The 13432-nt window shown below is 41.3% G+C and carries 15 protein-coding genes and 1 pseudogene; 13 read left to right on the top strand and 3 right to left on the bottom strand.

The features are described from left to right. The 12 genes and pseudogenes from AVZ68_RS03630 to AVZ68_RS03585 all read left to right on the top strand — a co-directional run bounded on the left by AVZ68_RS03630 (position 1) and on the right by AVZ68_RS03585 (position 9310). The gene (locus AVZ68_RS03630) at positions 1 to 1464 is read left to right on the top strand and encodes an Msr family ABC-F type ribosomal protection protein (protein ID WP_059103179.1); all 1464 of its coding nucleotides are present in this window, start codon (positions 1 to 3) and stop codon (positions 1462 to 1464) included. 690 nt (positions 1465 to 2154) lie between these two features. After that, positions 2155 to 2328, top strand: a complete 174-nt coding sequence (locus AVZ68_RS03625) for a hypothetical protein (RefSeq protein ID WP_157404568.1) — start codon at positions 2155 to 2157, stop codon at positions 2326 to 2328. Positions 2329 to 2498: 170 nt separating this feature from the next. Continuing rightward, positions 2499 to 2786, top strand: a complete 288-nt coding sequence (locus AVZ68_RS03620; RefSeq protein ID WP_059103177.1) for a hypothetical protein — start codon at positions 2499 to 2501, stop codon at positions 2784 to 2786. Continuing rightward, the gene (locus AVZ68_RS03615) at positions 2779 to 3249 is read left to right on the top strand and encodes a PIN domain-containing protein (protein WP_059103176.1); all 471 of its coding nucleotides are present in this window, start codon (positions 2779 to 2781) and stop codon (positions 3247 to 3249) included. The genes AVZ68_RS03620 and AVZ68_RS03615 overlap by 8 nt, the downstream gene beginning before the upstream one ends. Positions 3250 to 3661: 412 nt before the next feature. Then, positions 3662 to 3832, top strand: a complete 171-nt coding sequence (locus tag AVZ68_RS20110; RefSeq protein ID WP_157404567.1) for a hypothetical protein — start codon at positions 3662 to 3664, stop codon at positions 3830 to 3832. Next, positions 3793 to 4227, top strand: coding sequence for a Uma2 family endonuclease (locus tag AVZ68_RS21010; RefSeq protein WP_082676277.1), 435 nt, complete (start codon positions 3793 to 3795; stop codon positions 4225 to 4227). The genes AVZ68_RS20110 and AVZ68_RS21010 overlap by 40 nt, the downstream gene beginning before the upstream one ends. 215 nt (positions 4228 to 4442) lie before the next feature. After that, entirely contained in the window at positions 4443 to 4619 is a 177-nt protein-coding gene (locus AVZ68_RS03605; RefSeq protein WP_367576323.1) for a DUF2281 domain-containing protein, read from the top strand. Continuing rightward, positions 4585 to 4722: a type II toxin-antitoxin system PemK/MazF family toxin gene (locus AVZ68_RS20105; RefSeq protein WP_367576322.1), complete on the top strand. Its 138-nt coding sequence runs from the start codon at positions 4585 to 4587 to the stop codon at positions 4720 to 4722. The genes AVZ68_RS03605 and AVZ68_RS20105 overlap by 35 nt, the downstream gene beginning before the upstream one ends. Positions 4723 to 4856: 134 nt before the next feature. Beyond that, positions 4857 to 5388: pseudogene (locus AVZ68_RS03600) on the top strand (GNAT family N-acetyltransferase). Between the two features lie 159 nt (positions 5389 to 5547). Continuing rightward, the gene (locus AVZ68_RS03595; protein ID WP_059103174.1) at positions 5548 to 6246 is read left to right on the top strand and encodes a LysE family translocator; all 699 of its coding nucleotides are present in this window, start codon (positions 5548 to 5550) and stop codon (positions 6244 to 6246) included. A 368-nt stretch (positions 6247 to 6614) separates the two neighbouring features. Further along, positions 6615 to 7886, top strand: a complete 1272-nt coding sequence (locus AVZ68_RS03590; protein WP_367576321.1) for a M24 family metallopeptidase — start codon at positions 6615 to 6617, stop codon at positions 7884 to 7886. Next, positions 7883 to 9310, top strand: coding sequence for an aldehyde dehydrogenase family protein (locus tag AVZ68_RS03585; RefSeq protein WP_059103173.1), 1428 nt, complete (start codon positions 7883 to 7885; stop codon positions 9308 to 9310). The genes AVZ68_RS03590 and AVZ68_RS03585 overlap by 4 nt, the downstream gene beginning before the upstream one ends. 181 nt (positions 9311 to 9491) lie before the next feature. Here AVZ68_RS03585 and AVZ68_RS03580 read toward each other — a convergent pair whose 3' ends face one another. The 3 genes from AVZ68_RS03580 to AVZ68_RS03570 all read right to left on the bottom strand — a co-directional run bounded on the left by AVZ68_RS03580 (position 9492) and on the right by AVZ68_RS03570 (position 12123). Further along, complete coding sequence (locus AVZ68_RS03580) at positions 9492 to 11144, bottom strand: M20/M25/M40 family metallo-hydrolase (RefSeq protein ID WP_059103213.1); 1653 nt, start codon at positions 11142 to 11144, stop codon at positions 9492 to 9494. A 297-nt stretch (positions 11145 to 11441) separates the two neighbouring features. Further along, positions 11442 to 11855 carry a type II toxin-antitoxin system VapC family toxin gene (locus AVZ68_RS03575; protein WP_059103172.1) on the bottom strand — a complete coding sequence of 138 codons (414 nt, stop codon included), beginning with the start codon at positions 11853 to 11855 and terminating at the stop codon, positions 11442 to 11444. Further along, positions 11848 to 12123, bottom strand: a complete 276-nt coding sequence (locus AVZ68_RS03570; protein WP_059103171.1) for an AbrB/MazE/SpoVT family DNA-binding domain-containing protein — start codon at positions 12121 to 12123, stop codon at positions 11848 to 11850. Before AVZ68_RS03570 ends, AVZ68_RS03575 begins: the two co-directional genes overlap by 8 nt. A 316-nt stretch (positions 12124 to 12439) precedes the next feature. Between AVZ68_RS03570 and AVZ68_RS03565 the strand changes: the two genes are divergently transcribed. After that, positions 12440 to 13423, top strand: a complete 984-nt coding sequence (locus AVZ68_RS03565) for a LacI family DNA-binding transcriptional regulator (protein WP_059103170.1) — start codon at positions 12440 to 12442, stop codon at positions 13421 to 13423. Positions 13424 to 13432: the final 9 nt, after the last annotated feature.

Below are 13432 nucleotides of genomic sequence, written 5' to 3'. Positions count from 1 at the left end.
ATGGAAAATGTATGTGTTGAGTTGGAAAATATAGAACTCTCTTATTTGGATCGTACTGTACTGAATATCCCAAGACTTGCAGTGCATCAGTTTGACCGGATTGGTGTTGTTGGAAAAAACGGATCGGGCAAAAGTACACTTTTGAAACTTATTGCTGGCCACATAACGCCGGATCAAGGAAAAGTGAATCGATTGATTGATTTTGCCTACTTTGATCAATTGGAATTAACGGATGAATATGATGCCAATTATGATTTAATCGGTAAACTGTCCATCCCGGAAAGAGCCATTGAAAAATTTAGCGGTGGAGAGCAGACAAGACTAAAGCTTGCACGTCTTTTTTCAAATTATCATGAAGGGTTGTTAATTGACGAGCCAACGACCCATCTTGATGAAGAAGGAAGGAAATTTTTTCTGGATGAATTGGCTTACTACTATGGGGCACTTGTGTTAGTCAGCCACGACCGGTATGTATTGGATCGGCTGGTAACGAAAATATGGGAAATAGAGGATGGAAGCATAACAGAATATCCAGGTAATTATTCTGATTACGTGTCGCAAAAGGAATTTTCCAAAGCGCAACAGCAAGAACAGCATGAAAAATATTTGAAAGAGAAGACACGACTAATGAAAGCTGCAGAAGAAAAGATGAAGAAAGCTGATAAAGTGACACAAGCAAGTAAGCATGTTTCAAAAAAAGAAGCAAAAGCAAAAGCGAATAAAATGTTTATGACAAAATCAAAGGATACAAGCCAAAAAGGAATTCAAAGAGCCGCAAAAGCACTTGAGCAGAGAGTGGAACAACTGGAAGCAGTTGAAGCACCAAAAGCAGAAAATATCATTCGTTTCAACCAACCAAAGTCACTTCAACTGCACAATAAGTTTCCGATCATGGCAGACCAATTAACGCTCTCAGCTGGAGATAAACTGCTTCTCGACAAGGTTAGATTCCAATTTCCATTAGGACGAACTATTGCCATTACGGGGGGGAATGGTTCAGGGAAAACAACGTTACTTCATCATATTTTACAAAGGGGCGAAGGACTTACAATTTCTCCGAAGGCTGTATTTGGGGCTTATGAACAGATGGATTATCAATTTACGGAAGATAAAACCGTACTAGGATATATGAAGGAAAAAAGCGATGATCATCATAGCAAAATTCGGTCTGTTCTTGATAAAATGGATTTTAAAGATAATGATTTAGAAAAGAATGTCCGTCATTTAAGTGGTGGAGAGGCTATTAGACTTGTTTTATGCCAACTTTTCTTAGGAAGATATAATATACTAGTTTTGGATGAGCCAACAAACTTTCTGGATGTTTTTTGCATTGAGGCATTAGAACAATTTTTGCAAGGATACGAAGGAACAGTTCTTCTTGTATCACACGACCGGACTTTTATTGAGCGGGTTTCCGATGATGTATATGTGCTAGCGAATCAAAAATTGGAGTTAAAAGACTGATAATGAAAAAGCAGGATTATCCTGCTTTTTCATATTTAAAACAGCTAACTAGGAGTATCGCCACGATTTATATGCCCACTTTGGTCAATCGATGTCATATCATATTGACGTTGCCTATCGGGCCCTTTAACGAAATAACCCAAGCAGAAAATGATCAAACTTTTTTATAAAAATTCAGCGGAACGAAATACACTGAGAGCTTGTTTTGATAAATCTTTTTTTAAAAAGCAGGCTCCGATCTATTTATTAAATCAAGCTTTATAACCCAATTTTGATCAAACTTTATTTCAAACCAACATCAGGTGTTGAGTGACAATGAAGTCGTTTAATGACAAATAAAGTGGTTTAAAAAACACACGTTATCGATTACAATTATAGGAATCAAACGTGTGTTTTCTATAGAAGCCAAGGAATTTGAAACCTTTACAAAGAATTTGAGTACCGGGTTATAAAAATGAAAAGATAAACATAAAGAGGTGCAGCGATTGAAAAGCATAAATCTTAAAGAGTTGGATAATTTCATATCGCAAAGAAAGAATGAAGTGGAGAGAAAAATGCTGCGTGCCCGTCCATCTGGAGAAAGACGCCGCATGAGGCCGCGGGATCCCGATGAAATAAAAATACTTGATCATTTGCCAACAAAAGTGGAAAGAAGCTGAAATCTCTGGAAAAGTGATCGGGTGTGGTATTATGAGTTCGATTGAACAGGCAAAACAAAAGCTGGATGATTTAAAAAGTAAACGTACGGAGGACAAACAAAAGGTTTTTGTCATTGGTGTAGAGGATATAATTCTAGACCGTTTACGTGCATGTGTGCATTGGAAATCATCTTCAGACTGCGAATGGGGAATGAATCCGTTTTGATAAACTTTATTACAAAGCCACAGTTAACGAGTTTAGAGATAGTATGTTGGAATTATCAACAATCGAATGTTGAGCATTATCCAGCCGTATATACACCTCATGTTTCGTATGCCTTGTAAAATTTGTGATATAATTAACTGTAAATATCAATGCGAATGGAGGCGAAAGACATGGCACATCACTTCAATCAAGATGATATTGAATCAATTTTAGATAAAATCAGACAAAAGATTATTGATAAAATGAATGATGACCAATTGACGAATCTGGAGTTGCATGATAAAGAGAACGCTATCATATTGGACTTCAAAACTAAAAAAACTGTTGTTGAGAAGAAACGACTTCTTAATGAACTTGCAGGTAGTGGTCTTAAACATGGTTCGGAAGTAATTGAAGATGCTATTGGAGTAGCAAATCGCGAAGAGGAGGACGATAGGGAGGACTTAAATATTGGCTAATATCATTTTTGATACAAATATTTATATCTTTCATTCATTTAGCTACCCCGATGCTCTTCAAATATGGAACGACAATGTTACAGATAAAAACGCTATTTTACTGTCAACGATACAAATATCAGAATTAATGTCTTATCACAAAGTTGATACTGTTCCGAAACTGAAAAAACAAAGGGAAAAATACATTTCTTTAGCAGATAGAATTGTTGATGTTGATATTCATATTGCCAATAAAGCGGCGGAATTAAAACGCTCTTGGAAAACACACACTGGCAAATCACTAAAACTGCCAGATGCAATAATTGCAGCAACTGCCATAGTAAACGATGCAAAACTTTTTAGCCATAATGATAGAGATTTTGTTTTCTTGAAAGAACATCATCATTTAGACTATATCAACCCCATTCAAAACAAAGAAAATTTGAGCTATTTCATTGAGGATATTAAGAAAAAATCGGATTAAGGATTATCATGTTTTCTAATCGCCTATTACACAAATGCAACTCTGTGGTTTTCAGGGAATCGGGTGCTTTAACGAAATAACACAAGTAGAAAAATTGATCAAACTTTTTTATGAAAGCGCGGAAAGTCGGACTATTTGTACAACGGTAGTTCCTTGCCTTTCTAGGGGCAAGGAGCTTTTTGTGCGTGCGACAACATAGGCACTTGCGAGTGTAAGTCACGTCTACGGTCGAGCGTTAACGAAGATATAAAATGATCAAACTTTATTTCAAAGCAACAGTTGCGAAGCTTTACCCCTTTGGATATGATGGTCTAAAGGGGTTTTTGTGGTGGAAGAAAAAGAACATCCATAGGTGATAAGCGGATGGAGCAGCTGGGCGTTAAGCTAAGGGGTAATTCAGGAGGTGTCTCTCATGAGTATGAATCGACCGCATGTTAAGAAAATAACATGCGCTGAATATCTAACATGGCCTGAAGAGCCACGTTATGAAATCATCGATGGGATTCCCTATCTGCAGGCTGCACATCACGCCTACATCAACGGATTGTCACCCAGCTCACAGGAGAATTATATGCCTTATTAACGGGTAAACCATGCGAGGTATACGTTGCTCCTTTTGATGTGAGATTATCAGCGGCAGAGGATGAACAAGAATATCAGGTCGTACAGCCCGATATTAGTGTGATATGGGACGTAAGAAAATTAGACGATAGAGGATGCAAAGGGGCTCCAGATCTCATAGTAGAGGTACTATCTCCCGCCACTTGGCAAAGAGATCGCATTGAGAAGCTGAATCAGTATCAGAAACATGGTGTGAGAGAGTTTTTATTAATCTATCCCAATGAGAGGATGTTGGAGCAGTATATCCTTGGAGAAAACGGGATGTATTCAACTCCTTACATTTACAATGAAGAGAGTACCTTCCGTTCTGATCTTTTCCCGGAACTAAAACTAGCATTGAATGTTATTTTTTCTTAAGACACCTGCCTGAGAGTGATACGGCCCTCAGCTGGAATCTGAATACAGGTGGGGATAGTTGACGCTTACATTCGATTTGACTATACCACCATATAGTACAATCCCGTATTAACATGTTGATTTTGAATATATAGTGTATCGTAACATTAAGTGATGTAATGAAATAAACTATTCATGGAAGAGGTGATCATTACATAAATACAGCTAAGGATCGTTTGCTTAAAATTATTGATGAAATACCTGAACAAGAAGTGGATAAAATTCTGGATTTTGCAGAATATTTAAAAGCCAAAAGAGATAAAAAGATATCTCAGGATTTAACAAAAGCTAGTGAGAGTAGCCTGAGTTTTTGGGATAATGATATCGATGACGAGGTTTGGAACGATGTATAAACAAGGTGACATTGTTTTAATTCCAGTCCCATCCAGTGATTTAAAGCATCAAAAGCAACGTCCTGTCCTGATTATTTCAAGCGATAGATTACTGTCCAGTTAAGTGTAGATTATTCACACCTTATATTTACAATGGAGAGAGTGCCTTCCGTCCTGATCTTTTCCCGGGATTAAAACTAGCCATGAACGTTATTTTTTCTGAAGACATCTTTCAAATTATCTTAAGGAGTCCATTCTATGAGAATTGAAACAGGCCGGCTATTGATTAGCCCCTTTGAAACACATCATTTGAATGATGTATATGAAATTTATAATGATGGTGCAACGTGTCAATATCTCTTGCATGACAAATGGACACAAGAGGATAAAGAAAGTGAGTTCGAAAAGAAATTGGAAAATAATCAATTAACAAAGGAAAGCGCCTTGAGCTTAGCTGTTTTAGTGAATGCTAGAGCAATCGGCGATCTTTCTGTGTGGTACACAGGTATGAAAGATACCGTTGAAATTGGTTATACGTTTTCAAACTCTGTGTTCGGAAAAGGATATGCAACAGAGGCTGTCCAAGCACTGATCCATTATTTATTTGAAACGGTAAACGTCCACCGGATTCAAGCGAATCTAGATGCACGAAATATCACATCACAAAGATTATGTAGAAGGGTGGGAATGAGAAAGGAAGCTCACTTTACAAGATCTCTGGAATAAAAACGAGTGGACGGATAGTATTGTATTCGGGATGTTAAGAGCTGATTTTGATAAACTCAAGTGAGATAACAGAGAGTGTGGGATCATCATATTGATGGCTGGAGTTTTTTAGTTCCGCAATCCGGCGATTTAACGGAATAAAAGACATTGTGATTTTTTACCTACCATAGAGAATAGTACAACAGTTAGATAGTGTATATTTACTTTAGGGGGTGTAACAGTGATGCTAAAATTGTCTTTAATAATTGGTTTTTTGGTTTTATCTTCCACTATCCTAGTATTGCTTTTAAACGCTTCAAATTTGAGCGATATTACATGGGGAACTTTTATTACAGCCTCTATAATCATGGCAATTACTCCTGGTCCAAATCAAATTTTATCGTTAAGGAATGGCTATAACCGAGGTATTAAATTGGCAATGAGTGCTGTGAGTGGTCGGTTTAGTGCTTTTCTTATAATGGTTACTGCGGTGGCTTTAGGTTTAGGAACACTTTTAACAGCATCGTCGGTCTTCTTTCAGATCGTAAAATGGATCGGTGTAGTGTACTTAATTTATTTAGGTATACAAATGCTACGTAAAAGTGACGCAACTAAAGGTGAAGAGGAGATTCAATCAGTTAAAAAGGCGATTAAACAAGAATTTATTGTGGCAATGTCTAACCCTAAGGCCTATATATTGTTTGCGGTATTTTTACCCCAGTTTATTAGTGTTCAAGCTAGCAATATTCCTATATTAATCTTAATTACAGGCATTTCTTATATCTTTATTGAATTAGTTTGTGCCTGGATTTATGCATTTGCTGGTTGGTTACTCTCAAAAAATATAGGTTCTTTCAATAAAGATAAACTAATGAATCAATTATCAGGATTGACGATGATTGGGTTGGGAGCGTGGCTTGCAATAGAAAGACCACCAAGATAATAATTTATCCAGCAATTGAGCACTTTAATGAAATAACAAAAGCAAAAAATAACCAAACCCTATAACAAAAATTCTCCTAAACAAAATTTTCTAAGAGCCTCAATCTTTTTTCCAAAATCAGGCTCTAATCTTTTTGATGATTGGGTCTCTATGTAATTATCCATTTAGCTGTTGCTACGAATTATCCATAGCAACAGCTTTTCTATATTCTTAAGGAATACACAAGACCGAATCCTTAAACAACCGGACAAAACAACCTAAGCCTCCCCATAGCTCCCAAAAAAGCAATTCAGCAATGATTCCCCTGTTTAAGCCCCCCCTTTCTCTGGGAACAGGTCTACAGATGATGAAAGAAGGAGGGATAGCCAGTGGCACTATTATTTAAGATGGCAGAATATTGGGGGAGGATCCGTCAGGTAAAAGCAAGAATGGAAGAGCATGGGGTGGATGTTCTTTTGATCTCAGATCCTTCCAACATTAATTACCTGTCCGGTTATGACGCGTATTCCTTCTACGTCGTGCAAGCATTAATTGTAAGCCAAGAGGAAGACCAGCCGATTTGGGTTGGAAGGGAAGAAGACGCGGGCGGGGCAAGGTTAACCACCTGGCTTGATGATGACCACATTTACTCCTATCCAGACCACTATCTCCATTCAACGTCCAAGCACCCAATTGATTTTATCAGTGACCTCTTCGTTCAACGGAACCAAGATCAGAGGAGAATCGGTCTTGAAATGGGCAGTTATTATTTGTCGGCGTTGGATTATGAACAGTTACGAAAAGGGCTGCCTGATGCCACAGTGATCAATACAACCACCTTAGTGGGCCATGTACGGCTAATTAAGTCTGATCAAGAGCTGCACTATATGAGAAATGCTGCCGCTAACGCTGAGCACGCGATGGCAACCGGAATTGCTTCTATACAACAAGGTGTAAGCGAAAACAAAGTGGTCGCTGATGTTTACCATGCTCAAATAGACGGTGCGGAGGGGATTGGTGGAGATTACCCGTCCATTGTCCCGTTTTTGCTGTCAGGTGTGAAAACATCTAGCCCTCATTTAACATGGGACGACGTGCTTTTTAAAGGAGATGAGCTTGTCACTCTTGAGCTGGCTGGTGTCTATCAGCGTTATCACTCTCCTTTGGCAAGGACGATTAAGTTGGGAGCGTTTACGGCAAAAGAGAAACGGCTGGCGGACGCTGTATATGAAGGAATCAATGAGACCCTCGCTGCCGTAAAACCTGGGAAAACAAGTGAAGAAGTCGCCAATGTGTGGAGTGATACGATTCGTCAACATGGCTTTGAGAAAAATGAAAGACTCGGGTACTCTGTCGGCTTAAGTTATCCTCCCAACTGGAGTGAGAACACTGCCAACATCCGTCAGGGGGATCAAACGATTTTACAACCTAACATGACGTTTCATCTGATTCCGGCCCTTTGGGATGAAGATTGCGGTGTTGAAATTAGTGAAACGTTTGTTGTGACTGAAAATGGCTGCGAAACACTTGCTAACTATCCACGTGAACCTATGGTTAAGCAAGACATGGAAACAACGTCCCAAGGGGGAACACCGTTAATGGAGGGAGTAGTTGATTGTCAGTGGAACACAGCCGAACAAAACGAGGTGAAGCGCGGATGAGGACAGAGACAGAGGGAAAAAAGATGTTGATTGCCGGTAGGTGGAAAGGGAGCGAACAGACCATTGACGTGCGTGACCCGGAAGATAACAGTCTGATTGACACGATCCCTGCCGCCACGGCCAGCGATGTGAACGAAGCGATTGAACAGGGAAAGCTGGCAATGGAGTCAAGACTGCCCGTTCATAAACGGATCGACATCTTAACCACCGCAGCGAATAACGTCCGTACACGCAAAGAAACCTTTGCGACCATCATCGCCAAGGAAGGAAGTAAGACGATTACCGAGGCGCGCGATGAAGTCGATCGAACGATTGAAATTCTACGCATTAGCGCAGAAGAGGCGAGAAGAATCCAAGGGGAAACCATTTCCTTCGATCAAGTACCGGGGAGTGAAAATCGTGTTGGGTATTACACTCATTTTCCCGTAGGTGTCGTTGGGGCGATCACTGCCTTTAATGATCCGTTAAATCTGGTTGCGCATAAAGTTGGTCCGGCCCTGGCAGGCGGGAATGCAGTAGTTGTTAAGCCGACAAGCTTAACGCCGTTAAGTGCCCTCTATTTGGCGGAAGCATTGGCGGACGCGGGACTGCCTTCAGGATTGCTCTCAGTTGTGACAGGAAAAGGAAGCGAACTCGGTGATCCACTCGTTCAACATCCCGATGTCCGAATGGTTTCGTTTACCGGTGGCCTTGAAACAGGAGAAGAAGTGGCCGGAAAATCCGGTGTTAAAACGCTCAGGATGGAATTAGGGTCGAACTCGGCCGTGATTGTATTAAACGATGCGGACATCGAACGCGCGGTCGAAAATGCGGTCAGCGGAGCCTTTGCCGCTGCCGGACAAAACTGTATTGGCGTCCAGCGTGTGTTGATCGAAAAAGATGTCGTGGACACTTTTGCCGAACAGTTTGTGCATCAAACGGGTCAGCTTAAGATGGGAAAGAAACTCTCCGAAGACACCGATATGGGATCGATGATTAGTGAAAAAGAGGCCAAACGCATTGAACAATGGGTGAATGAAGCGGTCGAAGAAGGGGCAGAAATTCTCATCGGAGGCGAGCGTCAAGGCGCTTACTATCAACCCACGGTGTTAACTAACGTCCCCATCCATTGCAAAATCGCCCGTGAGGAAGCCTTTGCGCCCGTCGTTTCCCTATTTGCGATAGAGAGTTTGCAAGAGGGGATTGAACAAGCGAATGCTGTGAACTACGGGCTACAAGCCGGCATTTTCACCCGTACCATCAATCACGCGTATGAGGCCATTGAAAAACTAGAGGTCGGCGGCGTGATGGTGAATGACAGCAGCGACTACCGCGTGGATGCAATGCCATTCGGCGGCGTCAAAGGCTCAGGCATCGGACGGGAGGGCATTAAATTCGCGATTGAAGCCATGACGGAAAAGAAGGTCGTTTGTTTTAACCTGTGAATGAATTAACAGCCATAAGAAAAAGAACGGGGAGAGGTTCCTCGTTCTTTTTTCGTCTAGCTTCGGCGAGTAGAAGCTCGGGATTTTTCAGTCCAGGCCCGAAATCCAAACCCGGGATTTCTAGTCCAGGCCTTCCAAAATCCTCGCTTCTGGACAACCCGCCTGCGCTTTTCGGTATAAATTATGACGTGTGCAAGACTCGTTGAATCACCAAGTTGGTCAGGTTTGGCACGACTTCAAAGGAATAGGTCGCCTCCACCCGCTCTAATCGTTTGTGACCATCCATCCCGTAGGGCCCAACATTAATAACCGGCACATTAATATCGCGGATCGCCTGATAGTCCACGTAATGCTTGGTCCCCCATCCGGGATTATTGTTCTCAACTGCTTCAATCCCGGCAGCATCATCACTGATCGCGACAAAACTTGCATCCGAAATGTACGGGAAAAAGTTCCTCACAGCGATCGGGTGTTCATAGTTGGGCTGAATCTCGTCCACGGCATGTTCAAGGGCGTCGATAAGCACTTGTTCGTTTTTCGTTTTCCCGGTTAATTCAATCCTTGGGGAGTAGAGAGAGGAATAGAACATCATGATGGCCGGACTTTTATCCTCCATCCATTTCCAAGATTCCTCAACCACCCGTGCAGCAAACATCCGGGTATCCAAGGTGTCATCATTCAATAGCCCCTGCTTAAAGTCATTCATATGCTGGATAAATGGATCCCCATGTGCGTCAATCAGCAGTTGTTCCATTTCCTCATAAAGAAAAACACGCGGCTGCCACGGGAGTTTCTTATAGGGCTGATGATTGATTTGACAAAAGGCACGGTACCTTTCTTCAAATAAGTTAAGCGCATTGGTGAAGGCTATATAGGCTTGTTCCTTCAGTTTTTCCAACACTTCTTTTGGAGACCAGGAATGGATAAAGAAGTTATAATAAACATAGGCGGACAAGGCTGTTTGGACGGTATAGGTGGGTTTCAAATCTGTTTGTTTTAAAGCCACAGGGGGCACCGTAATCTCTCCCAATGCTTCGTTACAGAGATCTGGATTATAGCTGATTTGCCTTGTCAATTCAGCGGCGATGAAGTTTGGATCAAGTCCTTCAAACACATCCCCGACATGCGTCTCTGCCCCAGTTATAAAAAAGGAAGGAAGAAGCTTTCCGGCTGCTCCTTTGTAGACATAGCGGTTCTCGTCTCCCTCAGAACGCGGGGAAACAAAATCACTATTAATCGCAGCAACATAATCAAACTGGTGCTCCTTTTTCCAGTCCGCAAGCGTTGTAAGCGCAGACAGAATGCCATGAGAGCCGTCCTCTTCATCACACTCGGCCACAAACACAAGGTTCCCTTCTAATTCCTCTGGGTGTGCTGCATAATATTTGAGCAAATAGATATGACTGGCCAGCCCGCTCTTCATGTCAAGCGCACCCCTCCCGAAGAGCCAATCACCGGATTGTAGCTGATCTTTGATCGTTGCGGGGAGGTCTTCGTTTGTTAATCGATCCATCCAGTCATCCGGCAAAAAAGCATACTCACGGGACTGATTGAAATCATCGACGCCAACCGTATCCATGTGCCCCATTAGGATAACGGTCCGATTGCTTGGACGCTTGGTCCCTTTCACAAACGCCAGTACATTATACCGCTCGATTTCATCATTGGTCGTTTGTTCGATCGTTACATGTGAAGGATTCGATGTGAAATAGGGAAGGGAGGAAAGCAATGTATGTAAAGAATAGGCAATCACCTTTTCTCCTTCTGTTCTTACGATGCTTTGGATACCGACAAGCTGCTTTGTCAGCTCGAGCACTTCTTCACGGGATTCCATTAAGTTCACTTGTGATTGGTCCACTCGAGTGCCTCCTTTTCGTTATTCTCGTACTATCTTACTACAGTTAAATGTATAAATCCTTCTAAGTTTAGAATTTTGGACGATAATGCGGGAGGGCAAAAAAAGCGAGTCACCATAAGGTGCTCGCTTTTGTACGTCATGCCAGTCATTCTCTCCTTCTTGTTCCCTTTTTTAATGCAAGGTGTTTTATTGAGGCGAGTTGGGGAAGGCCAGGAACTTTTTACTGCAATACAACGCTAGGAAAGTTTGGGTTTCACTCGGTTTTGATCAATGCTATTCTATTAAATCAATGGGTGTGAGAAATTCACAGTTCAGGCTTTTGAAATCTTTTTTATCCCAAGTTAATACATGGACGTTTCTTTTACATTTAACGCTAAGTAAAGCATCAGCGAAATCAACATTTTTTTCTGAATATATCCGTAATGCCTCTATTGCCATATCTTCCTCTGCTTCCACATTTTCAGATTCAATAATATCAATTAAATACTGACTGACCAAATGTTTTTCCAGTTTATAAAATGACTTTAATAGCCAACAGCATTCAGCAATGACGATGGTGGGCACTATTAGAGTCATTTCATTGGTTTCAATTTTTTTCACCAATTTCACAATAGCATTAAATTTTGATTCGTCATCCTTAACAATTAGTCTAATAAGCACGTTTGTATCAACTAGGAATTTAATCATCTTGTTCATCCATTTCTTCAGAGAATAGTTCTTTGGCTATTTTTTCTTGTACAATCCCCCTCATTTTTTGTAAATCAATAGGCTCAGTCGCTGTAATTCTTCCAATAGCATTACTTAGTAATTTCTTCTTAATAGGTTCGATTTTTATGTTATCTTCGCTAATCAAGAATCGAAATTGATCGCCTTCATTTACGTTCAATTTATCTCTGATCTCTTTAGGGATTGTAATTTGACCTTTACTGGTCATTTTACCACTAATCAATTCCATTATAGTCACCTCTTACTTTATTTTTAGTATTACCATAATTATATGTAATACTAGGTGTGGAGTCAACTATGTGATTCAAGACAAGTTCGGCTGCCATCTCCGTCATGATGTAGAAGATTCAATCGTTTGTCACAAATAAGAAGGGACCTTTCGTTCAGGTTTTCTTTCTTTGGCTTTGGCGAACGAAAAGAAGTAAACTGGATTTTATGAATATGCAACACTAGTGGTGTTTTAAAAGTCTCTATTGACAACTCTAAAAAAGGTGCTTAATATATAATTATTGTAAACGATTTCATAACAGGAAGTAGGCGATGGAATGGGTTCAATCCATGAGGTTGCCAAGCATGCCGGGGTTTCGGTAGCCACTGTTTCACGAGTCATCAACAATAGTACCAGGGTGACGGAAAAAACGAAATCCCGTGTAGACAAGGCAATTGAAGAGTTAAATTATGAACCGAGCATCCTTGGGCGCAACCTCAGGACATCGGAGAGCAAACTCATCCTCGTGCTCCTGCCGAGTGTGGCCAATCCTTTCTATACAGAGATTATTAGCGGTATAGAGGATACAGCGATCAGCCGGGGCTATCATATTTTGTTGTGTGAGACAGATTCCAATCCGGAGCGAGAGGCCATTTATTTCAACTTAATCAGGAAGCACGTTGCGGATGGGGTTATCTCTATGGATCCGACCGTGAATAAGGAAAGACTGGCAGAACTGTCCGCTGATCATCCGATTGTCCAGTGCAGCGAATATGATGAGGAAGGAACCATTCCTCATGTCACGATTGATAATGAACTGGCGGCCTACCAGGCAGTGAAGCACCTGATTAAATTGGGACAGGAGCGAATTGCCCTGATCAATTCAGATGAAAAGTTTCTCTATGCCAGGGAGCGTAGGCGCGGTTATGAAAAAGCACTGGTAGAGTATGGCCTGGCAGTAAAAAAGGAATGGATTTACAATGCCAATAAATTAGAATTCCAAAGCGGCCAGCTGGCCGTAAGAAATTTGCTGAGTCAGGGTGAAAAACCGACAGCCATTTTCGCCGTCTCCGATATATTTGCTATCGGTGCATTGAAGGAAATGAACATAAAAGGGATGCGGGTGCCGGAGGATATGGCGATTATTGGCTTTGACAAAGTTAGTTTCTCCAACATGACCCATCCCCCGCTCACGACAGTAGCCCAGCCGATGTACCGGATGGGCAGCATTTCTGCCGACATGATCATCAATAAAATTTGTGGCAAGGAAGTGGAAAGCATCATTTTGGACCATGAATTGATCATTCGCGATTCCACATAGGGGGGGGAA

This window comes from Shouchella shacheensis, assembly GCF_001484965.1.
Classification (GTDB): Bacteria; Bacillota; Bacilli; order Bacillales; family Bacillaceae_D; genus Shouchella; species Shouchella shacheensis.
Note: the sequence above shows the minus strand (reverse complement) of the source record. Positions and strands in the feature narration are given on the sequence as shown.